Raw genomic sequence first — 23499 nt, forward strand, 5'->3', positions numbered from 1 at the left:
TTCGATTCATTTCACACAATAAAACATTTTAGCATAAATTCCGAATCCGGGCAAAAAATAGTTTAAAAAGGAGTATATGGCATGATCCCGCTGCAATCGATTATTGAAAGCAATATTTATCCGCTATATGTATTGGAAGACAGATTCAGGCCTGGTGGTTTTGTAGTTGGGTCAATTTGGAATTATGAAGAAGGTTATCTGGAACTTACAATTAAAGATCAGGGAATGAATTATTTTTTAAGGATACCGTTTTATGCTGTAGCAGGCTCATTGGATTATCCCGGGGTCACAGTGCGGGTTGAGCAGCCATTTTTACTTGTTTATAATCAGGAGCAATTTGAACGAGAAGGACTGGGAGGGACAGCATCCGGTATGCTCAATCAAATTCAGTCACCAGTCAATTCGGATGCGGATATTCCTGAATCATACACTAAAATAGGCAAAAAAATCATGAAAAAGGTGGAGGAACTGTTGCTACCATGCAGATAGGATAATCATTGTATCATCACGATCCAGCTTGGTATCTCCTGATGGGTTCATCATCCATTTGTTGTCGCGAATAATGCCCAGCAAGAGTTCATGATTCGCCAAAAAAAAGGTTAATGCTTCTTGATAAGAGCTATCCTCCAATTCTTCTGGAAGTTTGGTGTGGGAAAATTGTTGTTGTTTTAACAGATTTAAGATCGATTCAAATGGTCTTGTGCTTTCTTTATGAAAAAGTTCATGATAAAAGAGCATGCTCATGAAATCATTTGAACTGATGACAGTATCAGCTCCAGCGCGAATGGCATTTTCGACTTGGCTGATGGTCAGCATTTCTGCATTGATGGGGATATCCTGATTATTTCCGCGAACGGCTAATGTCGTCAGGATGGTATTGATATCGGCTTTACGCTCTTCCAGCGTTATATCGGTACTAATCAGGACCGAAGCCGCTTCCTCAATGTTAGCTTGAACTAACACGGCGTCCTCGCTTGGATCGCCATGGATAAAATGAACCGGGTAATGTCGGTATTGCAGCTTATTAAGTGACCGGTCAATCAGTACCATTTCCTGATTCGCGTCTTTATCTGCAATCATTTCAACCAATTGTTTTGTCCGTTCATTCCAACCGACGACAACGATATGCTGTTTACCTTTATATGAAACCTTCCCTTCCGATAGGTCATTCTCATGATTAATTGTCTTGGCAGCCAGTGTTGTGATGTAAAATGTGAGCATACCCCCGCCGGAGAGAATGAGTAAAATGCCGACGACCCTGCCCGTAGCTGTCAGGGGAACATAGTCACCGTAGCCAACAGTTGCCCCTGTAATGAAGGCCCACCATACTCCGTCGAAAACCGATGGGAATTGCTGTGGTTCGATCAGATGAATGATTGTTCCAAAAAACAGCATAATCAAACATACGGATAAAAAAAGTCTTACAACAATCGGCATCCGGTAAAAAATATGTTTAAACGCCTCAAGATTCATGTTGTCACCTTTGTCCCAACCTTTTTAATTCCGATGTAACCGTCCGTAAAACGCCAACCTCAAGAACATGCGGTGAAACATATGTGATAGGTGGGAGTTAACAGACGTTACCCCGCTGAATGAAATTTCACTTTACACATAGTATGGGCAAAGGGTATGAATCCATATACGCGCTGAGGCTGACTGTCAGTCTAAAGGTTCAACGCATTTTTTAGAACAGATTGAATGCTTGTATAGACTTCCTGCCAAAAATCAGTATGGTCTCTGAACGATTTCGACATGAACAGATACATTTCTTTTGCCTTTTCTTTATAGTTTTCGTCATCTTTGGATGGAAGGTTTTCCCTTGATTCATCTACAAACTGTTGGATTTTTTCGGCTCTTGGCCCCCATTTGGCTGCTTCATTGCCATCTTCATCAATAAAAATAAAAATGGGGATCGAGCGGGATTTACCGTTTGTTAAATACTGATCCATTAATTCAAGATTTTGGTCGCGCAGCAGGAGTCTCACCGGTATATTCGCCCGTTCCGTCATATGGAGCAATATCGGGATATTCAGCATGGCATCACCACACCAGTCCTCTGTCAGAACGATCACACGCAGGTTTTTCGCAGTTAGCTCCTGGATAAAATCCTTATCCTCACGAGGGGTGAAATGATCATAAATATGTAACAGATTTTCTTTGTTTTCTTGCATTGAATCGATATACGTATCAGGATCCATTCCCTTTTCAAACCATTGATGAAGATCCATAAAGGTTTCACTCCTTTTTTATTTCTTTCTAAAGTGTACCCAATCGAGGATATGCCGTAAACAAAAGTGCTCTGTCAGGGATTGAGGAGGCGTTATGCTGAAAAATCTGCTATGATAAGAGAGTGATCAAAGCAAGGAGGTATTTTTTCATGGAACAGACAAACAGTGAATTTTTGATGGAACTTTTACATACGCCGTCACCATCCAGTGGTGAGATGGTTATTCAAAGGAAATGGATGCATTATGTGAAGGATTTTGCCGATGAAATCAGAACAGATCATGCTGGAAACGTTATTGGGGTGTTAAATCCGGATGCTCCGTTTAAAGTGTTGCTTGCAGGCCATTGTGATGAAATAGCGCTTGTTATAAATCGGATTGACGATAACGGGTTTTTGCATTTTGACAAAATGGGCGGTATCAATTCGAAAGCTGCTGTCGGCATGACGGTCACGATCCTCGGTTTCAGCAATCAGGTTACCGGAGTGGTTGGCGTCAATGCACAACACCACGGCGGACTGAAGGACGACTTTGGTCTGGAAGATTTGTTTATTGACTGTGGCTATAAAACAAAAGAAGAGGCTGAAAGGGACGTACAAATAGGTGATTTGGCTGTTTATAAGACAGAACCGGAAGTATTAAAGGAGCGTTATATATCGGGACGCGGTCTGGATAACCGTACAGGTGCGTTCATTGTGGCTGAGGTTCTGAAGCGACTGTCTGAAAAAGGCTGCAATGTTGGTGTATATGCAGCAAGCACTGTAAATGAAGAAACGAATATGGGTGGGGCATATTTCGCAGCAGCAAGTCTGGAACCAACGATGGCAATTGCCTGTGATGTCACATTCGCGACAGATTATCCGGCCGTGAATAAAGACAAGTATGGTGACGTCAGACTTGATGATGGTCCGGTACTGGCAAAAGGTGCACCGATTAATATTAAAATCAATCAGCTGCTGGAAAAGACCGCCCGATACTTAAATATGAACGTGCAATATGAATTAACGCCGCGGATGACTGGAACAGATGCAGATCGCATGCGGCTGAGCGGATCGGGAGTGCCTGTTTCGCTGGTATCCCTGCCACTCAGGTACATGCACTCTCCGGTTGAAACATCCAGTCTGAAAGATATAGAAGAGGAAATAGAATTGATTGTGACGATGATTGCCAATCTTACCGGTGAGGAAAGTTTAAATCCGCTCGATTAAAAAGGCTGACGACAAAAAAGTCTCAAACTATTTGGGTTTGGGACTTTTTTGTTTGGGCTGAAAGTAATAGCATGAACTCACTGGTATCAAGGTCATTTTTCCCATCTATTATTCGTTTTGGTCAATAAATAGGTATCAATGACTATTTCATGTGAATGAATTTAGTGACGAATTTAAATCGTTATTTTTAACAGGACTATTGATCTATTTTTTTTGATAGGTACAGGAAAGGTGTCGATGGGATAAATGGCTTTGTGTTTCCAAAACACTGCTAAGAAAAGATTCATAAGGAAATTGACTGACTAAAATGTTACAAATCCTGGTACTTTTGTCGATGTGAAAAAATGATCGAATCAGTACTTTACTATCAATTCCGAATATTCAGATATAAAATGACAGAATCCGACACAAATTTTCTGTAAAATCTATTATAGTGTAAATAACATCATAGATATTTGCCCATTGCTGACAGCTGTGACGAGCGCACATATCATCTTGAAAAGGGGGTCGGCACAGCAGTTTTTAGTTCAAAAAATTTGCAAGGGGAGGAAAAAACATGTTAGGAAAAAAGCGCCAAACGAGAGCTTTTAGTATTGTGGCATCCATGTTCATGGTCTTTTCCATGTTGACGCCGGGTATGGCTTTTGCCGAATCTGCTGAGAACAACGCAAAGCCGCATGAAGCCTTCAAAAACTCCCAGGATATTGCCCGAGAAAAGATGAATGAACGGCTGCAAAAGCAGTTTGAAGACAACGACAAAGTGACGTTTTTGGTCAAGTTTAAGGAAAAAGCCGAATCCAAAAAAGTAGCTGAAAAAGCCAGAAAAAATGCTGAATCTGCTAATCTATCCGCCCATAAAGCGGAATTTGCCCAGCGTTCGGCTGTTATTTCTGAATTGAAATCTACTTCACTTGAGTCACAGCAGCATGTTAAGTCATTTTTGGGAAAAGAAGCGGAAGAAGGCAATGCAGAAAATATACGTTCATACCACATTGTTAATGGTATGGCGGTGACTGCAACAAAAGATGTGGCAGAGAAAATTGCCGGCTTTGAAGAAGTTGAAAAGATATTGCCAAACGAAACACGAGAATTGTTTAAACCTGAGACAAAAGATGCTAAAGCACCAGAATCCGAGATTGCTAATGTTGAATGGAATGTCGATCGTGTCAGCGCTCCAGAGACATGGGAGATGGGTATCGATGGATCAGGTACTGTTGTAGCAAGCATTGATACCGGCGTTCAATGGGATCATCCAGCCCTTCAGGAAAATTATCGCGGATATGATGAAGAAGCTGATGAAGTTGATCATGATTATAATTGGTTTGATGCGACAGCTGGGGAAGCTGAGCCTTATGATGACCAGGGACATGGGACGCATGTGACTGGTACGATGGTAGGCCATGAAACAGATGGATCGAACCAGGTCGGTGTTGCCCCTGGAGCAGAATTTATTTCTGTTAAAGCATTTACCGAGGCCGGTGGCACAGATACCGACCTTCTGGCTGCTGCTGAATGGATTTTAGCACCAACAGATTCGGACGGAAACGCCCGTGCTGATCTGGCGCCTGATGTTGTCAACAACTCATGGGGCGGCGGACCAGGTCTTGATGAATGGTACCGTGATGTTGTCATTAACTGGCGTGCAGCTGAAATATTCCCTGAATTTTCAGCGGGCAACACAGATTTGTTTAACCCAGGCGGACCGGGATCCATTGCGACACCGGCAAACTATCCTGAATCTTTTGCAACGGGGGCGACAGATAGTGATGATAATTTAGCAAGCTTTTCTTTGGAAGGACCATCACCATATGATGAAATCAAACCGGATATATCCGCTCCGGGCGTAGGTATTCGCTCCTCGTTACCAGGTGACGGGTACGGGGCAATGAGCGGAACATCAATGGCAGGTCCTGCGGTAACAGCTGTTGCGGCGCTGCTTCGGCAAGTGGACAGCAGCATTACAGTTGATGAAATGGAACAAGTGTTGATTGATACGGCAATCCCATTAACCAATGATGATTATCCGGAATCCCCGAATAATGGATTCGGATATGGCTTGGTGAATGCGTATGATGCAGTGTCGGCGTTACAGGATGGCATTGGAACGATTGAAGGCCAGGTAACAAAACAAGGTGAAGATAATGAAGCGCCTGTATATGACCATTCTGCACCAACTGAAGCTTATGCCGGAATGGATCTCGATTTGAATGTCCAAGCCAGCGATAATGTTAGCGTTACATCGGTGGAATTGGAATATCAGGATATGAATGGAGAGTGGCAAGTCATTGAAGCTTCCCGTGTATCCGGTGATTTCGAGGAAGGGGAATATGTCGCCACCATTCCAGGCGAGGACATTACGGAAGATTCATTAACGTATAAATGGATCATTCGTGACTTCGGTGAAAATGATGTGACGAGCGAAGAATATGTTGTTGAGATTCAGCCAGGCATTTCGACGGGTTATTCGGAAGACTTTGAAGCTAATCCTGCAGGCTGGACGTCATTTGGCGAAAACAATAGCTGGGAGTTGGGAACACCAACATCCGGACCTGGAAATGCAGCATCCGGTGAAAATGTTTATGCAACCAATCTTGCGGGTGATTATGAGAGTAATATGAATGCAACACTTGTCATGCCGCCAATTGATTTGCCTGAGGGAGATGCCTATCTGCAATTCAATCAATGGCATAATCTAGAGATGTATGATTCCGGAACAGCGTATGATTTCGGGCACGTATTTGTTTCCACTGATCAGGAGGAATGGACACAGCTATTGGAAGTAAGAGGTGAAACAGATGGCTGGGAAAGTGCCGAAGTTGACTTGTCGGAATATAGCGGTCAGCGGATTTATATCGGCTTTAATGTAACAACAGACGGAAGTGTTACAAGAGAAGGCTGGTATATAGATGACGTTGCATTATCCGATACGTCCCAAGGCAACAGCGTATCTTTAGGGAAAAACAAAGGAAAAGACAATAACGGCAACAATAATCGTTTGTTTACCGGGATCCATAACGGATCTTACCTGGGATTAGGCGTCATTAAAGCGAACGAAAAAACGGGATTAAAAGAAAAGGTGAACCCGGACAATATTAAACCGGCTTTACCTAAAAAAGATAATCCTCCTGCCGAAGAGGACAATGTTAATCCTAACCTGCTGCCAATGAGTGCACAAGTAAGTGTGCTGGAAAGCGGCCGATCAGTGACGACTGATCCTTCTACAGGTGAGTATTCAATGAGCCATGCTGCTGGCACATTTACACTCAAAGCAGAATCTTATGGATTTGAATCAAAACAGCAAAGTGTGACACTCGAGGCGGACGGAACAGCACAAGCTGATTTCACCCTTGATGAAATTCCACAGTCGACAGTGTCTGGTACGATTACAGATGAGGCAACTGGTGAGCCGATTGAAGGAGCAACAGTCCTGCTTGTGGAAGATGCTAATGTTACACCTGTTGAATCTGATGAGGACGGCAGCTATTCCATTACAGGCTATGAAGGAAACTATACACTAAAAGTTATGGCAAGAGATTACTATAGTAAAGAAGTGGACATTAACCTTGAGGAAGACATTGAACAGGATATCACGCTTGAGCCATTCTATACGTATCCTGGCGGGGAAATCGGCTATGATGATGGAACAGCTGAAAATGCCCGTGCATTCTTTGATGCCGGTAATGGCTGGGCTGTCAAAATGTCCTTGCCGGATGGAAAGGATTCAGCTGTTGTAACGGATGGTGTATTCCAATTCCATGGCACCGATTGGCCAAGTCCTGGTGGTACTGAGTTTGCTGTTGAAGTCTGGGATGCATCAGGCTCTGATGGGGCACCAGGCGAAAAAATCGCTGGACCTGTCGAGGCTGAAGCAGTAAGAGACCTTGATGAATGGACAGTTGTTGACTTAAGAGAGCACAATATCACCGTTGATGGCGACTTCTATATGGTCTATATTCAAACAGGAGCAAATCCGAATGTTCCAGGATTAGCTACAGATGAAAGCAGTCAAAACGCTGGACGAAGTTACCAGCTTGTGGGCGGTACATGGTCTCAATCCCCTGCTTCTGAAGGAAACTACATGATCCGCTCACGTGTCAGCTATGAAGTGGAAGCACCGGTTATTACAGCGCCTGAGTCAGATATGATCACAAGTGAAGCGGACACAACGGTTGAAGGTACGGCTTCTCCTACAACAAATGTTCAATTATTGAATAATGGAGAAGAAGTTGGCACAGCAGAAGTTGGCGATAGTGGTCAATTTGAAATCCCTGTCGAACTGACAGAAGGCGAAAATGAATTGCAAGCTGTATCCATGATGGATGGCGCAGCAACAGGTGAATCAGATCCTGTCACTGTAACATTGGATACGACTAGTCCTGAACTTGCGATCGACAGTCCGCAAGACGGGGATAAGACAAACCGTGAAACCGTTACAGTCGAAGGTACTGTCTCAGATACAAACCTTGATTGGGTGGAAGTAAACGGTCAGAAGGCTGACGTTGCTGATGATGGTTCCTATTCGAAGCGGATTCTCCTTGATAATGGGGAAAACGAAATCGAGGTTGTCGCACAGGATCTAGCGGAAAACGCTGCATTAGAAACGATTTCGATTGATGCGGATTTTGTTGCACCAACGATCGAAAATTTGCTGCCAACAGAGGATAAAAACCTGGAAGCCGGTGAAAGTGTACGCATCGAATTCGACAGTGAGCCTGGACAGGATGCTACGTTCTTTATCCATATGCCACTGACAAATTCGGGTGTACAAGTAGCCAACGCAACAGAACTTCCAATGATGGAGATGTCTGACGGTCATTATGTCGGATACTGGACCGCAACCAATAATGTGGTAGCAGAAGGAGCCGAAATTGAAGTGAAAGTTGTCGATGATTTCGGCAATGAAACACGTGAGACGGCTGACGGCAAATTGTTTATTAATGCGGGTGACAAATAACCTCAAAGCTGTATAAATATTCCCCGGGTTGCAGAAAGGCAACCCGGGATGTTTTTGTTGTCAATGTTTGGTTGATAATTTGCCAATTTGGTCGATAAATTTAATATTCGGTTGATATCCTGTACAGCCAGGTGATAAACACATACTGATCTGGTTCAAAAATCGATGAGTTCAGATCGTTGTATCATCATGATTTTTCCGTTATAATGATTATATAATAATATATCGATTCTACATCTTCGGGGCAGGGTGCAATTCCCGACCGACGGTAAGGAGCATGTTGAATGTTTCAAGTCCGTGACCCGCTTTGTGAAACTCAGCGGTGGATCCGGTTTAATTCCGGAACCGACAGTTACAGTCTGGATGGGAGAAGATGACAAGCTGAAAATTGGTGCAAATTTGTACCTTGATTTTTCCTGTGAGTGATACCCTAAAGCCCCGAATAGGTTTTAGGGTTTTTATATTTGTGATGAGTTCTTCGGATTTAGCTTTTAGTCATAAATCTGCTGTTAAAATGCTAAACAACAGGAGACGGCTTATCCTTCATCAGACAAAGATGTGAATCGATTGGGATGAGGGAGGAGAATGATGATGCAGACAAATGTTCAATCATCAAAATTATTAAAACTTGTTATTCTGGCATTGCTTGGAACAATTTCATTAGTCCTTTTTTTCTTGAATTTTCCGCTTCCATTCCTGCCGCCTTATCTGAAGATTGATTTCAGTGAAGTGCCAGCATTGATTGCAGGATTGATTTTTACGCCAATGGCCGGAGTGATAGTAGAAGCTATAAAAAACCTGTTGTATTTGGTTGTTTCGGGTGCTGGTGATCCGATTGGTGTAGTGGCAAATTTCTTGGCAGGCGTTATGTTTATTCTGCCAGTAGCCTTGCTTTATCATCGATATAAAGGTACTAAAAGTATTATTTCCGGTCTGGTATCCGGAACGATCATTATGGCGCTTGGCATGAGCGTGCTTAACTACTATGTAATATTGCCTGCATATTCATGGTTTATCGGAGCCCCTGAAATGGCGGGGACTACCGCCAAATGGGTAGCTGTATCAGCTGGTGTGCTGCCGTTTAACCTCATAAAAGGCATCATCGTGGGGCTATTGTTCATCCCGCTATTTATTAAAATGAGAACATGGATCGAACAAAAGCAAACGAATATGGCAGCATAGCTGAAGGGGTGCTGGGACACAATTAAAACTATCCATGCTAAAGACGAACATTACAGAGCAGGAAGTGCAGCATTTCAACAGTTACATCCTTATTGATCGTTGATAACGACTGCGAAAGCGTGACAATTTGTTGTAGCCTTCCTTCCATTCTGATTTTAGTTGCGTGTGATTATTCGCTCCGGCAGCATACTGTGCTTTCCATGGGCACGGCCTCAGCCTCCTCGGAAAGCAAAGCCCTCTTTCCTGCGGGGTCTCCGTATGCTGCCTCCGCTCATGTTGGGGTGCTGATTGTCGAAAGAAAAGCATGCACGGAACAATATCAATTGAACTTGCTGTCACCTGATAAGAACACGATTCTAAGCTGCGGAAAAATGCGATACGCCTGGGGGAACAGCGTGAGCCGAAGATCAACTTTGCCAAGTGTGTTTCTTGCCAAAGTTAGCTGTGACTGTACCCGGGAAAGCGTATTTTTCCGCAGCGACCATCATGCACTCACCAACAAAAGTATGGAAGAAAGTAAATCTAAGACCAAGTGACTTCTCAGTTGATAGATCATGCGCAACCAATTTTTAAACATACATCAAAAGATAAATCCGAACTGTTCCAGTCATAGTGGAATCATTGATATGCTCCCTTCTAAGTAGACAGATGAAAAAATAAAATCTGCTACTTTGAGGGGAGTTATTTTTATGCCAAGAAAGAATTATACGATTGAATTTAAACAAATAGTATTGGATGCATATGAACATAAAGGTTTTAGCTTAAAAGGTATTTATCAAAAGTATGGTGTACATCATACAGCGCTTATGGATTGGAAGAAATCCGTAACCAAATATGGATGGGAAGGTTTAAAAAGAACCTCTTCTAAGAAGAAAGTGTATACAAAAAAGTGAAGTTGGCAGCTATTTTCTGATTATCTATCCAAACACTACTCACTTAAAGATGTGATCGAAAAATACGGCATATCCAGTACATCTGTTTTGCGAAAGTGGATAAGAGATTATAATGGTCATAGAGAAATCCATTGATGGAGTCTGGAGAGTTCAAACATCAACCGGATAACGAGCATCAATTAACAGAAAATCTCAACTCCACATCACCAATAATAAAGACCACGACCCAAAACACTGCCATCGAAAAAACGACTGCTTTTATCAAACAGTCATTTTCTATGCCAGCAAGTGTTTTGAAGTGTTTTTTTGGAATGAATCCTTTCTATCTTTTAGGAACAATACCGATTGTACAGCGCGATATACATATCAGGTTATCATGTTCATCCGTTATACTGATCTCCCAGACCATTGTTGTTTTTCCTTTATGAACCGGTTCCGCCTTGGCGGTGACGGTACCTTCACGTTTGCTTTTAATATGATTCGCATTAATCTCAATACCAAATATATTGAATTTTTCAGGATCAACATTTAAAAATGCTCCGATGCTTGCAGCAGATTCTGCAAGTGCAACATTAGCACCGCCATGTAAAAAACCTGCCGGCTGATGTGTCCGTCTATCAACGGGCATGGTCATAACCACTTGATCTGTATCAAGTGATACCGTTTCGATCCCAAGTGCTTCCATTAGGGTATTGTTAAAATTCATTTATGAGCAGCTCCTTAAATGATCTTTAAACTCAACCTCGAATCAGAAAAAATGACTGACCAATAGCGAAACACCAAGCAGTAGTCCATACATTGTATTGGTTTTGCCTGTTGCAGCCATGGCAGGCATCATTTCCAGCGGTTTTGTTTTGCCACGGAATTTTGTAATAACATCTGCTGCCTTCATCATACTCAAAAATACGAGAACAGACCACACCGGAAGGACGCCTGCGATAATGTATATCGCCGTTAAACAGTAGGCACTAATAAACATGATAGCCAAAAATCGGACAGCATTTTTTCTGCCAAGCAAAATGGCGACTGTTTTCCGGCCATTTTCCTTATCACCATCTAAATCACGGATATTGTTGGACATCATGATGGCACCAATAAAAATGGCAATCGGAATCGACAGCCAAATAACAGAAACTGTCAGGGTCCCGGTTTGAATAAAATAACTGATACCGATGATGACAGTCCCCATAAAGAAGCCAGAAAAAAGTTCACCAAATGGTGTATAGGCAATGGGTAAAGGCCCTCCTGTGTACAAATAACCAAAAAGCATACAGATTAAACCAATAACAGCAATCCACCAGCTTGATTCAATACAAATATATACCCCAAGCAGCATGGCAATTCCAAAAAATGCGAGTGCCAATCGCAGAACTGTTGTAGGTGAAATGCCATCACGAACAATCGTACCGCCAATTCCAACTGATTTTTCGTTGTCCAGTCCGCGGGCATAATCGTAATACTCGTTGAACATATTTGTTGCAGACTGAATCAAAATGGATGCTATCAGCATGGCCAAAAATAATAATAGATTTATTGGATGGTTTGTCAGTGCAAACATCGTACCGACAAATACCGGAACGATGGAGGCGGTCAGCGTATGAGGGCGTAATAGCCGCCACCAGATCTGAAAACCATTTTTTTCATTCAGTTCTTTTTTGACGGATGTTGTGGAATTCACGAATCTTCTCTCCTTTAATCATGTCACTACAAGTTTAGGTAATTCCATATAGGGTGTCAACAACTTCATTCAACGGGGCGATCTTCCGCGCTGATGGCAAGAACTTGAGCGTTGTGTTGCAGCGTCTTTGTGACCTGCATCGTACAATCGGACTTTTACGACACTCAGGATGTGACGAACTTAGCCTGCCTGACAGTTAATCCCATTTATTGATTGGTCATGATTAAACAGCATTCCTTGAGGATGATGTAAAAAAAGAATAAAATAGATATGGTACTTTGTAATGGTAGAAAGTTACGGAGGTTAATATAGATGATAGAAGTAAGTGAAACGTCACTTCAATCGATGCTTGAAAAAGCTGTGAATGAAGCGAAAATAAATCATACATCACCATTGATGAGCATGACAAAAGAAATCAAAAAAATAGATCCGATTCTTTTTTTCGAGGCTGCCAAAAAGTCCGCGATGGATCGTACATTCTGGTCGAGTACAGCTGACAATTTTACGGTTGTCGGCGTCGGCAGTGCATACGATTTAATAGCTGAAACGAACCGTATTGAGCAGACAGAAGCTGTGTGGAAAAAATTACTGGATGAGGCAATTATTCACAATCCATATGAAACCCCTGGTACGGGTATCCTTGCCCTGGGTGGGATGTCTTTTGATCCAACAAAGCAAAAGTCAGTGTTATGGAAAAACTTCCCACATCTTGCATTCACCATTCCGAAATTCATGTTAACAGAATGGGAGGATGCCTGCTATTTAACCATGAATATCCAGGTAGGAAAAGATGATCATCCACTGCAGCTGGCTGATAAACTAAAACGAACGGAAGATATGCTTTTAAATACTTCCGGTTATCTTCCTGAAGAGCCTGACATAGACAAAACGGAAGAAGTCGCACCAACAGAATGGAAACGGACAGTCAAATATGCTACTGATTTTATTAAGGAGCATTCTGCGGATAAAATCGTACTGGCACGGGAACGATTGGTGAGACTGACAGATGAGGCTGTTGTATCCACCACTTTAAACAAATTGACGGACACCCAGCCGAACAGTTACGTGTTTGCTTTTGAACGTGCTGGAGATTGTTTTGTCGGGGCCTCCCCAGAACGATTAGTGAAACAGGATAAAAATGATGTGTTGTCCACCTGCCTTGCCGGTACCGCTCCAAGAGGAAAAACAAAAGCAGAGGATGCCAGGATCGGAACTTCACTTCTTCACGATGAAAAAAACCGGCGTGAGCATGATTTTGTTGTGAAGATGATTAGACAGTCGATGGAGAATTTTTGCAGTTCGATCGACGTTCCAGAAGAACCTGTCATCTATCCGCTGAAGAATCTGCAGCATTTGTATACGCCTGTAAATGCAACCTTAAAGGAAGGCTACAGTATTTTTGATATTATTGGTGAACTGCATCCGACACCAGCACTTGGCGGCGTTCCGCGGAATAAATCGCTGGCATTTATCCGTGAGCATGAACGGGTGGACCGAGGCTGGTATGGCGCTCCTGTCGGCTGGCTGGACAGCAACCGTAATGGCGAGTTTGCAGTAGCCATCCGATCAGGTCTGATTCAGGGCAATCAGGCATCTCTATTTGCCGGATGTGGTATCGTAAAAGATTCTGAACCTGAGGCAGAGTATGAAGAAACGAATATAAAATTTATGCCAATGTTGTCCGTATTGGGGGGCTAGAGTTTGGAACATACCGAAAAATTAACACGTTATACAGCCAATTTTGTGGACGAACTTGCCAGAAGCGGACTGACAGATGTTGTTATTTCACCGGGCTCACGTTCAACACCTTTAGCCATGACAATGACCGAATATCCTGACATGAACCAATGGATTGTGATTGATGAGCGGTCTGCAGCTTTTTTTGCATTGGGAATGGCCAAGAAAAAACAACGTGCGGTGGCCCTTGTTTGTACATCAGGAACCGCTGCTGCCAATTATTTTCCAGCGATTGTTGAAGCCTTCTACAGCCGGGTGCCGCTGCTTGTCTTGACTGCTGACAGGCCGCATGAATTGCGTGATGTTGGGGCGCCGCAGTCAATCGGACAAATCAAATTATACGGTGAATATGCCAAATGGTTTCATGAAATGGCACTCCCTGAAGCTGATGACAGCATGCTGACTTATGCACGCAATAAAGCATCACGGGCAACCCATACAGCAAATGAAGGCAATCCAGGTCCGGTTCATTTGAATTTTCCATTCCGTGAACCATTGATTCCTGATTTTTCATTAGAACGTTTGTGGGGAGAACGAAATGAACGCTCTTTTTATGCTGCGGTTGATGGAAAACGTCGACTGGATCGGGAGCAGCTTGATAAGCTCAGCAGGAGATTACGGTCCTTGCAAAAAGGGCTGATTGTCTGTGGTCCGCAAACTGATAAAGAATTTGCCGATGCTGTTACGGATTTTGCAGCAAAATGGCAGCTTCCCGTTCTTGCTGATCCATTATCACAGGTGAGGGCAGGGCACCACAATAAAGATGTGCTAATCGAGAGCTATGATGCAATATTAAGAAGTGAAGCAATCCGGAAACAGCTCAAGCCGGATTTTATCATTCGTTTTGGTGCCATGCCGGTATCCAAAGCTTATCTTTTTTATGTAAAGGAACACAGTGATATTCCCCAATTTGTTGTGGAAAATACTGCCGGTTACCGAGAGCCATCCGGTAATCAGACGGAATGGATTTATGCCGATGCAACGCAGTTATGTCATGATCTGGCAAGTCAATTCGCCGCAGGTAATGACGAAAGTGAATGGCTGAATACTTGGCAAAAGATGAATCAAACGACGAAAAATCATTTGCTGTCATCCGACGATATGGATGCGATCACAGAAGGAGAGGCGATTCGCAGTTTGATGGAGGTTATCCCGGATGAAAGCAGTATCTATGTCGGCAACAGTATGGCAGTACGTGATCTGGACACTTTTTTCATGTCGACATATAAGTCAGTGGACGTGCTGGCAAACCGTGGTGCCAATGGCATCGATGGCATGCTGTCCAGCGGTTTGGGCGCATCAGCTGCAGGGAAACCTGTCACGCTTGTGCTCGGTGATTTGTCCTTTTTCCATGATATGAACGGACTGCTGGCGGCGAAACATTATGGGCTGAACATAACAATTCTTGTGGTCAATAATAACGGAGGCGGCATTTTTTCTTTCTTGCCGCAAGCCAATCAAACACAGCATTTTGAGACATTGTTCGGTACGCCTTTGGATATTGATTTTCACCAGGCTGTTAGCATGTATGGTGGCTCTTACCAGCAGCCGGCTGTTGTATCGGAACTGAAACAGGCATTAAAAGAAAGCTATCAATACGATGGTTTATCGGTGATTGAAGTGAAAACAGACCGGACAGCCAATATGGAATGGCACCGCGGCAAGTGGCGGGATATCGAGAAGGCACTTTTGCAGGGTAAGGAATGATCACGTGTATTTGACGGTGAATGATACAGCGTATTGGTATGAGCTGAACGGTGATGGGGAACCTGTGGTATTCCTGCATGGATTCACCGGTACGACCGGAACATGGGCAAATATTGTGAATAACATGATGAATGACTGTCAGACGCTCACGATTGACTTGCCAGGTCATGGGAAAACGGACATAAATCCCCCAAAAACGATGGAGGCCTTTTGCTGGGACTTAGCCCGTTTACTGGATTATTTACAATGGGAAAACGTACATCTTATCGGCTATTCCATGGGCGGTCGCACAGCACTGTCATTTGCGCTTGTTTATCCTGAACGCGTGAAGTCGTTGACATTGGAAAGTACCTCACCCGGACTGGCTGATAAAGAAGAACGGCAAAACCGCCGGAACAATGACGAAAAACTGGCACAGCGTATTGAAGCAGAAGGAATAGAGGCCTTCGTTAAATACTGGGAAAATATGCCTCTTTTTCAATCCCAGCAACAGTTACCGGAAGCTGTACGGGAAACAATACGCACGGAACGCCTGTCGCATTCAGAGGAGGGACTTGCCCAGTCATTACGGTTTATGGGAACAGGGGCACAGCCTTCCTGGTGGGAAAAATTGCAGCATCTGAATACGCCTGTTTTGCTGGTGACTGGGGAACTTGATCGGAAATTCATGGATATCAACAAAGCAATGGTAAAGCTGATGCCTTCAGCCGACCATGTAACTGTTAAAAATTCTGGTCATGCAATTCATGTGGAACAGCATGCGACTTTTGGTAAAATAGTAAATGGGTTTCTGCATTCCATCCAATAAATGCAGTACATATTGACGACAAGGAGGATTATGATGACTGTTCAATGGGAAGAAGTTAAACAGTATGAGGAAATTATTTATGAAAAGTATAACGGTATTGCCAAAGTAACTATGAATCGTCCGGAAAAACGCAATGCGTTCACCCCGCTTACCGTTAATGAAATGATTGATGCGTTTGCCGATGCCAGGGATGATTCATCAATTGGTGTTATCATTTTGGCAGGGGCAGGGGACAAGGCATTCTGTTCCGGTGGTGATCAGTCTGTACGCGGCCACGGCGGATATGTTGGCGATGACCAGGTTCCGCGTTTGAACGTGCTGGATCTGCAGCGCCTCATCCGCACGATTCCAAAGCCTGTCGTAGCGATGGTGTCCGGCTATGCAATTGGTGGCGGTCATGTGCTGCATGTTGTCTGTGATCTGACAATCGCTGCTGATAACGCGATTTTTGGTCAGACCGGTCCGAAAGTTGGAAGCTTTGATGCTGGATACGGTGCCGGCTTGCTTGCCCGGATGGTCGGTCACAAACGTGCCCGGGAAATCTGGTATTTGTGCCGCCAATACAATGCTGATGAAGCCTATGAAATGGGACTCGTGAATACTGTCGTGCCGCTTGAGAAACTGGAAAAGGAAACATTGCAATGGTGTGAAGAAATGTTAGAAAAATCACCGACTGCGCTTCGATTCCTGAAAGCGTCTTTCAACGCAGATACAGACGGTCTTGCCGGATTGCAGCAAATGGGCGGCGATGCTACATTGCTTTATTATACAACCGATGAAGCAAAAGAAGGCCGCAATGCATTTAAAGAAAAACGGAAGCCGGACTTTAAACAATTCCCGCGTTTTCCGTAATACAAAAGTATTTTTGGAAAACCTTTGCTTGCTTAATGGCAAAGGTTTTTCATTGCATGGAGCACGTGTATCATGAAACTGCTGTTCAACATCAGGACTATTTTTCGCCTGTAGATAACAGGCAGTAAGATCTTCGCCTCAAGACTGGCAGGAGAGGTCATGTTGAATAAGTCGAAATTATTGTCAGTCAGGCTAAGTTCGTCACGTTTTATGACAACGCCTGCGCGATGCGGTTCACAAAGGTGTTGCATCATGACGCCAGCGTCTGATGTGCCCGACTAATTGAAGATGATGTGATTTTTACGTGAAAGAAGGTAATATATATGGCTGAAATCGTTCCCCATTGGCTGACCAAACAGGCAGATCTTGCCCCGAATCAAACGGCTGTCGAACTTCCAGACGGAACAATCTATACCTTTCTGGAGCTGCATGATAAAAGCCAGTCATTTGCCCGGAGACTAAGGGGGCTTGGTGTACAAAAAGAAACAAAAGTCGGAATCCTGTCTGCCAATCATATTGATACGGTAATAGCTGTTCATGCATTAACATATCTTGGTGCAGTGGCTGTTATGTTGAATACCCGATTAACGGAACAGGAATTGGATTACCAGATTCATGATGCCGATGCTGCGTTTGTGCTGGTTCAGCAGCATGATCGGGAACTTGATGCAGCGGTACAGACGTTTTCTGATGTTTGGATGCTCCCGGAACATACCGGTGAACTCTATACGGAAATCGATTTGGATTTGAATTTCACAATCATTTACACATCAGGTACAACCGGTTTTCCAAAAGGTGTGATTCATACATACGGCAATCACTTGTGGAGTGCGATCGGATCGATGTTAAATCTTGGCCTCAGCAACCAGGATAAATGGCTTGCGGTGTTACCGATTTTTCATGTCGGCGGTTTATCAATCCTACTGCGCAGTGTCATTTATGGCATCCCGGTTTACTTAATGGAAAAATATAGCAAACAGCTCGTTCATGATGCGATCATGACAAAAGGAGTCACAATTGCTTCGGTTGTTACTGTGATGGTAAAAGATCTGATTACGCAGTTAGGTGACAGCACTTATCCTGATACATTCCGCTGTATGCTGCTCGGCGGCGGTCCTGCATCGAAATCATTGCTTGAGCAAGCGAAGGCAAGGCATGTGCCTGTTTTTCAATCGTACGGGATGACAGAAACGTCATCGCAAATTGTGACACTTAGTCCGGTTGATGCTATGGAAAAACTTGGCTCATCCGGGAAGCCGTTGTTTCCAGCCCAGCTCAAAATTAATGCTGGAGATCATGAGGTTGGTGAAATTCAGGTTAAAGGTCCGATGGTAACAAAGGGGTACTTTAATCATGAGCAGGCAACCCAACAAGCCTTGACTGATGGATGGCTGGCAACCGGTGATCTCGGCTATACAGATCAGGAAGGTTTTTTATATGTTGTTGACCGGCGCAAAGATCTGATTATTTCTGGCGGTGAGAACATTTACCCTACGGAAATTGAAAGCGTGCTGTCCTCGATGGAGGGCATTCTAGAAGTTGGTATCGTCGGCAAATCAGATGCTAAGTGGGGACAGATCCCTGTTGCTTTTGTGGTAGCGTGTAATCCATCTGTTTCTGAGAAAAATATTCTGGATTTCGCCCGGCATAAACTTGCCGGATATAAAGTGCCAAAGGACATCTACTTTTTGGATAAACTGCCGCGAAACGCCTCCAACAAACTGGTACGAAGCAAATTGTCTGATCGGCTTATTGATAATGATTCTCAAAGTCATTGACTTATGGCCAAAAACCAAATAAAATGTAGATAGAATATATTGATAAATTCGGGAACATGCACATCTGTTTACATATTTGTGTGTGTATGGTGCGAAGACTATGCAAGACATAGGGAGAGATTCCGATGCAGACGTTATCAGCGAAGGATTTAACGCTTGGTTACGGTGACGACATAATCATTGATGATTTGAATATAACAATCCCCAAAGGTGAAATTACTGTATTTATCGGCAGTAATGGCTGCGGGAAGTCTACATTGCTTCGTTCATTGGCTCGCCTGTTAAAGCCAAAGGAAGGCGATGTTGTACTAGATGGTGCAGATATTGCGAAAATGGATACAAAAGAAGTCGCAAAAAAATTGTCCATTTTACCGCAAAGTCCGGCAACACCTGATGGACTGAACGTTAAAGAGCTTGTCAAACAAGGCAGACATCCTTACCGCGGCTTTTTGAAGCAATGGTCGAAAGAAGATGAAGATGCTGTCCATCAAGCACTTGAAGCAACGAATATGCTGGAATTTAAGGACCGCCCGGTTGATTCATTGTCCGGCGGGCAGCGGCAGCGGGCATGGATTGCTATGACACTGGCTCAGGAAACGGACACAATCTTGCTTGATGAACCAACAACTTATTTGGATATGACACACCAGATTGATGTGCTTGATCTTTTGTTTGAGTTAAATGAAAAAGACGGACGTACCGTTGTTATGGTACTGCACGACTTGAATCTGGCCTGCCGTTATGCACATCATATTGTTGCCATTAAGGACAAAGATGTTTTTGCTCAAGGGAAGCCGGAAGAGATAGTCACGTGCAATCTCGTACATGAAGTGTTTCAAATGAAATGCGATGTAACGTTTGATCCGATGTTTGGAACACCGATGTGCATACCGCACGGTAGGGGTCGCTGTATACTGGCTGATAAAGCCGGACTTCAGCAGCCGGCAGCCAACTGAAAAAATATAATCCCATCGCCTGAGCAGCCAGGCTGATGGGATTTTTTACTTCAAAAATCTGTGAAAATTGAAAGCTAATATGCGTTAGCCATTGCCCATCTTTTCTATGGAAAACAATACGTCGTTTCATTCATAATATATCCTGTTTTAAGGCAAGTTAATAACAGGAGGTGCGCATAGTGAAAAAGAAATTTTATATTAATTTAGGAACTCAGGAAATATCACAAATTGAATATGATAATAATAATGAGTTTGTTATTTACGCCACAGAAGATGAGGTTCGCCTTTTGCGGCAAAGGCTGGATGGCATGCATACATCGGATATACATGCGTTTTTCCGTGCGCATGTGCCGATTATGCCATACCATAATGATAAATCGAATGATGATTATGATACCGGCATAACAGATGCCTTTCAGATGATTTACGAACTGGGTAACGAAGAAACAAAAAAGCATATCGAGAATATGGGTGTTCTGGGTGATAACCACATGTGAACGGGCAATGAGGAATAAGACAAAAATCTTATTCCTTTTTTGGTTTAATCCGGACAAAAAAAGAGGAATAGTATACCAAAAGCAGGCTTATATATCATACAAGGGGAGATGTGTTATGTTAAAAAGAGAAAGCATTAGGTATGTAAGCTTCATGATGGGTATTGCGATCATACTATCGTTATTTTTTGCCATCCGGCCAGCATTGGCAATTAACCAGGATCAAAATCGTCAAATGGCAAAAGCAGCTGATGTCAAATCGGAAATAGTGGAGAAAGAAACCTTTAAACGGGAGTTGTCCCATGATCAAATTGTATCCTTAACAGATCGGTTTATGGACATGCTTGTACAGGAAACGGATGAGATGAATCAAGTCATCCATTTTGATTCGAAGCGTGCTTTATTGGAGGAATTTGAAACCATAACAACGAAAGAGGTTGCGTCAGAATATGTTCAGTATTATTTTCATGAAACGTCAGACGGCCTATACCTCAAACCGACAGAGACACCGCCATGGTTTCAAGAACATCATGACTATGATATGATACAAAAAGATTACAACACCATGAAAGTCGTACAGGAAAATACAACAGATTTGTATGGAACATATACCGTTAGATTTGAATTCACATGGTATAATGGTCAATGGCGGATAGCAGATATAAACCATACTTAAATGATCAGAACATCCCGTGTGTAACTGGCAGTAAGATCCACGATCCAATCTTCCGGGTAAATGCATAAAAATTGTAGTGGATCAACTGCCAGGCAGGCTAAGTTCACGACGTTCTGTCGCAACGCCTGCACTAGCACGCCCTGTGCGTACTAAATGCCTGATAAGTTCATCTAACAATCATCGGGGGGAAAGTAATCCCTCCATTGATTGAAGATTCACTTTATGAAAGCAGTTGAAATCATGTATAGATTCACGGATTATTATTGTAATGAGGTAACATTATCGTTTGATGATCATCCTTTTTCCCGAAACCCGAAACATGTGTGGGTGATTTGTCAGTATCATAATAAATGGCTTTTGACCAAACACAAGGAGCGCGGGCTGGAATTCCCCGGCGGTAAGGTAGAGGAAAATGAAACCGCCAGAGAAGCAGCTGTCAGGGAAGTGAAGGAAGAAACAGGTGGAGTAGTTGAATTCATCCAATATGTAGGACAGTATATTGTGGCCGGTAAAGGCGGCACCATTGTGAAAAATGTTTATTTTGCGGAAATAGCTGAATTGGTTGTACAGCATACATATTATGAAACTGAAGGACCTATTAGGCTCGCATGTATTCCTTGGAATGTAAGACACAATAAGCAATACAGTTTTGTCATGAAGGATGACGTACTGAAGCACTGCATGGAATATATTAAAAAAGAGTGCCAGGGGAACCGGCAATGAGCGCCGTTTCCCTCATCTGGTATGTTTAATTAAAAATGATTCGATGTGCTCCACAACTTTATACATTAACGCTGCAAAAATGGCAATAAGGAGCAAACTAGACATAACGAGCGAAAAGTCAAATACCTGAAATCCATAAACGATTAAATAGCCTAAGCCTTCTTTGGATACGAGGAATTCTCCAACGACAATCCCGACCCATGATAAACCGACATTAACTTTTAATGTTGAAATCATAGTGGGAATGGTTGCAGGGAAAATAGCTTCTTTAAAAATCTGTCCCCGAGTTGCTTTAAAACTTTTTAACACCTTCACATAGTTTGGATCGACTTCCCTAAAAGCGGAATAGACAACTAATGTCGTAATGACGACCGAGATGATAGCTCCCATTGCAATAATAGACAGATAACCTGGTCCCATCGCTACAATAATAATTGGTCCCAGAGCAACTTTAGGCATTGCATTCATAACGACTAAATATGGATCCATGATTTTGGAAAATCGCTCGGATGACCATAAGATGGTAGCCATGACAATACCGAGAGCAGTTCCGATCAGAAATCCCAGGACCGTTTCAAACAATGTTACCTGGAGATGAGTCAGGATGGAACCATCTGCAAACTTTTCCACCAGAACTGTATAGACTTCAGAAGGTGAACTGAATATTAAAGGATCTATCCAGTACATTCTGCTGGCTAATTCCCAAAATCCGAAAAAAGAAACGAATAAGCTGATCTGCCAGGCAAAGACAAAGCGTTTCTCACGCTTAAGGTTCCGTTTATAGTTTTCAAACAAGTGGTGATCGGCTTCATGTTTCATTTGAGGATTCCACCACCTTCTGCTGCAGCGAACTTTCTTCATTTTGATTCAATTTCGCCCAAACTTTATCAAATAAAATTTGATACTTTGGATGCCTCCTTACTAGAAATGGTGTCTCATTACGAAGTTCCAGCGGCACTTCAAACGTTTTGGCAATCGAACCTGGATTGGCATCCATTAAAATAATACGATCACTCATGGCAATGGCTTCACCAATATCATGTGTTACGAGAACTGAAGTTTTGCTGTATATTCGCAAGAGGTCCCAAATCAAATCTTCCAACTTTAATTTCGTCTGATAATCGAGGGCTGAAAAAGGTTCATCCAATAACAATATTTCAGGATTTGTGATTAGTGTGCGTACGAGCGCAACTCGTTGCCGCATCCCCCCAGAAAGGGAGTCAGGATAATGTTCTGTTATATCGGATAACCCTACCTGACTGAGTAAGCCGAGTGCTCTTTCTCTTGTTGCTTTGGATTGGTTATGTCTAATTTTAGGTCCGATTAGAATGTTATCAATGATAGTTTTCCATGGGAACAAATAATCCTGCTGCAGCATATAGCCAATGTCCAGTTCAGCCTTATGCAGCGGCTGACCATTTACATAAACTTCGCCTGCGGTGTGTCTAATAATCCCTGCAATTATGGAAAGGATCGTTGATTTCCCGCAACCGCTTGGCCCGAGCAGTGCAACAAACTCACCTTCTTTGACGGTAAAAGAAATATCGTCGAGTGCTTTAGTATAGTTTCTATTGGAAAAATAGTGGTGTGACACATGATCTAAGGTAAGAAATGACATCGTTATCCTC

20 protein-coding genes, 1 pseudogene and 1 riboswitch are annotated in these 23499 nt (G+C 43.0%); of the genes and pseudogenes, 15 read left to right on the plus strand and 6 right to left on the minus strand.

What is annotated here, in order from left to right:
* Positions 1-81: 81 nt before the first annotated feature.
* On the plus strand, positions 82-489 hold the full coding sequence (locus BM195_RS05580; protein WP_090234861.1) for a YugN family protein: 408 nt from the start codon (positions 82-84) through the stop codon (positions 487-489).
* On the opposite strand, the gene BM195_RS05585 is transcribed toward BM195_RS05580, so the two are convergent.
* Both BM195_RS05585 and BM195_RS05590 read right to left on the minus strand, forming a co-directional pair.
* Positions 475-1473 (minus strand): potassium channel family protein, encoded by a 999-nt coding sequence (locus BM195_RS05585; RefSeq protein WP_090234864.1) that lies wholly within the window; start codon positions 1471-1473, stop codon positions 475-477. The genes BM195_RS05580 and BM195_RS05585 overlap by 15 nt on opposite strands.
* Before the next feature lie 191 nt (positions 1474-1664).
* Positions 1665-2228, minus strand: a complete 564-nt coding sequence (locus tag BM195_RS05590; protein ID WP_090234866.1) for a thioredoxin family protein — start codon at positions 2226-2228, stop codon at positions 1665-1667.
* Positions 2229-2377: 149 nt separating this feature from the next.
* Between BM195_RS05590 and BM195_RS05595 the strand changes: the two genes are divergently transcribed.
* From BM195_RS05595 to BM195_RS19070, 5 genes and pseudogenes are all read left to right on the plus strand, one after another.
* Positions 2378-3433, plus strand: coding sequence for a M20/M25/M40 family metallo-hydrolase (locus tag BM195_RS05595; RefSeq protein WP_090234873.1), 1056 nt, complete (start codon positions 2378-2380; stop codon positions 3431-3433).
* 556 nt (positions 3434-3989) lie between these two features.
* Positions 3990-8387: a S8 family peptidase gene (locus BM195_RS05600; RefSeq protein WP_090234877.1), complete on the plus strand. Its 4398-nt coding sequence runs from the start codon at positions 3990-3992 to the stop codon at positions 8385-8387.
* Between the two features lie 231 nt (positions 8388-8618).
* Positions 8619-8766: riboswitch (FMN riboswitch) on the plus strand.
* A 209-nt stretch (positions 8767-8975) separates the two neighbouring features.
* The gene (locus tag BM195_RS05605; RefSeq protein WP_170848162.1) at positions 8976-9569 is read left to right on the plus strand and encodes an ECF transporter S component; all 594 of its coding nucleotides are present in this window, start codon (positions 8976-8978) and stop codon (positions 9567-9569) included.
* 689 nt (positions 9570-10258) lie between these two features.
* Entirely contained in the window at positions 10259-10462 is a 204-nt protein-coding gene (locus BM195_RS05610; RefSeq protein WP_090234881.1) for a DUF1153 domain-containing protein, read from the plus strand.
* Between the two features lie 33 nt (positions 10463-10495).
* A pseudogene (locus BM195_RS19070) lies at positions 10496-10597 on the plus strand (hypothetical protein); the annotation flags it as partial.
* Positions 10598-10784: 187 nt separating this feature from the next.
* On the opposite strand, the gene BM195_RS05615 reads toward BM195_RS19070, so the two are convergent.
* Both BM195_RS05615 and BM195_RS05620 read right to left on the minus strand, forming a co-directional pair.
* Positions 10785-11168 carry a hotdog fold thioesterase gene (locus tag BM195_RS05615; RefSeq protein ID WP_090234884.1) on the minus strand — a complete coding sequence of 128 codons (384 nt, stop codon included), beginning with the start codon at positions 11166-11168 and terminating at the stop codon, positions 10785-10787.
* Positions 11169-11210: 42 nt separating this feature from the next.
* Positions 11211-12140 (minus strand): 1,4-dihydroxy-2-naphthoate polyprenyltransferase, encoded by a 930-nt coding sequence (locus BM195_RS05620; RefSeq protein ID WP_090234886.1) that lies wholly within the window; start codon positions 12138-12140, stop codon positions 11211-11213.
* Positions 12141-12452: 312 nt separating this feature from the next.
* Between BM195_RS05620 and BM195_RS05625 the strand changes: the two genes are divergently transcribed.
* The 9 genes from BM195_RS05625 (at position 12453) to ytkD (ending at position 21871) form a co-directional block, all read left to right on the plus strand.
* Positions 12453-13838 (plus strand): isochorismate synthase, encoded by a 1386-nt coding sequence (locus tag BM195_RS05625; protein ID WP_090234893.1) that lies wholly within the window; start codon positions 12453-12455, stop codon positions 13836-13838.
* Between the two features lie 3 nt (positions 13839-13841).
* Entirely contained in the window at positions 13842-15584 is a 1743-nt protein-coding gene (gene menD / locus BM195_RS05630) for a 2-succinyl-5-enolpyruvyl-6-hydroxy-3-cyclohexene-1-carboxylic-acid synthase (RefSeq protein WP_090234900.1), read from the plus strand.
* 4 nt (positions 15585-15588) lie between these two features.
* The gene (gene menH, locus BM195_RS05635) at positions 15589-16392 is read left to right on the plus strand and encodes a 2-succinyl-6-hydroxy-2,4-cyclohexadiene-1-carboxylate synthase (RefSeq protein WP_090234905.1); all 804 of its coding nucleotides are present in this window, start codon (positions 15589-15591) and stop codon (positions 16390-16392) included.
* A 33-nt stretch (positions 16393-16425) separates the two neighbouring features.
* Entirely contained in the window at positions 16426-17244 is an 819-nt protein-coding gene (gene menB / locus BM195_RS05640) for a 1,4-dihydroxy-2-naphthoyl-CoA synthase (protein ID WP_090234908.1), read from the plus strand.
* Between the two features lie 323 nt (positions 17245-17567).
* The gene (locus tag BM195_RS05645) at positions 17568-19022 is read left to right on the plus strand and encodes an o-succinylbenzoate--CoA ligase (protein ID WP_090234911.1); all 1455 of its coding nucleotides are present in this window, start codon (positions 17568-17570) and stop codon (positions 19020-19022) included.
* A 125-nt stretch (positions 19023-19147) separates the two neighbouring features.
* A complete protein-coding gene (locus tag BM195_RS05650; RefSeq protein ID WP_090234914.1) occupies positions 19148-19978 on the plus strand; it encodes an ABC transporter ATP-binding protein in 831 nt (276 codons plus the stop codon).
* A gap of 179 nt (positions 19979-20157) precedes the next feature.
* Positions 20158-20475, plus strand: a complete 318-nt coding sequence (locus BM195_RS05655) for a hydrolase (RefSeq protein ID WP_342028015.1) — start codon at positions 20158-20160, stop codon at positions 20473-20475.
* A 115-nt stretch (positions 20476-20590) separates the two neighbouring features.
* Positions 20591-21148 carry a hypothetical protein gene (locus BM195_RS05660; RefSeq protein WP_090234916.1) on the plus strand — a complete coding sequence of 186 codons (558 nt, stop codon included), beginning with the start codon at positions 20591-20593 and terminating at the stop codon, positions 21146-21148.
* A gap of 222 nt (positions 21149-21370) precedes the next feature.
* Positions 21371-21871 carry an RNA deprotection pyrophosphohydrolase gene (gene ytkD / locus BM195_RS05665; protein ID WP_280141237.1) on the plus strand — a complete coding sequence of 167 codons (501 nt, stop codon included), beginning with the start codon at positions 21371-21373 and terminating at the stop codon, positions 21869-21871.
* Between the two features lie 12 nt (positions 21872-21883).
* Here ytkD and BM195_RS05670 read toward each other — a convergent pair whose 3' ends face one another.
* The gene (locus BM195_RS05670; RefSeq protein WP_090234918.1) at positions 21884-22690 is read right to left on the minus strand and encodes an ABC transporter permease; all 807 of its coding nucleotides are present in this window, start codon (positions 22688-22690) and stop codon (positions 21884-21886) included.
* On the minus strand, positions 22680-23489 hold the full coding sequence (locus BM195_RS05675) for an ABC transporter ATP-binding protein (RefSeq protein WP_090234922.1): 810 nt from the start codon (positions 23487-23489) through the stop codon (positions 22680-22682). The genes BM195_RS05670 and BM195_RS05675 overlap by 11 nt, the downstream gene beginning before the upstream one ends.
* Positions 23490-23499: the final 10 nt, after the last annotated feature.

It is taken from the genome of Lentibacillus halodurans, assembly GCF_900112045.1.
GTDB classification, from domain to species: domain Bacteria; phylum Bacillota; class Bacilli; order Bacillales; family Amphibacillaceae; genus Lentibacillus; species Lentibacillus halodurans.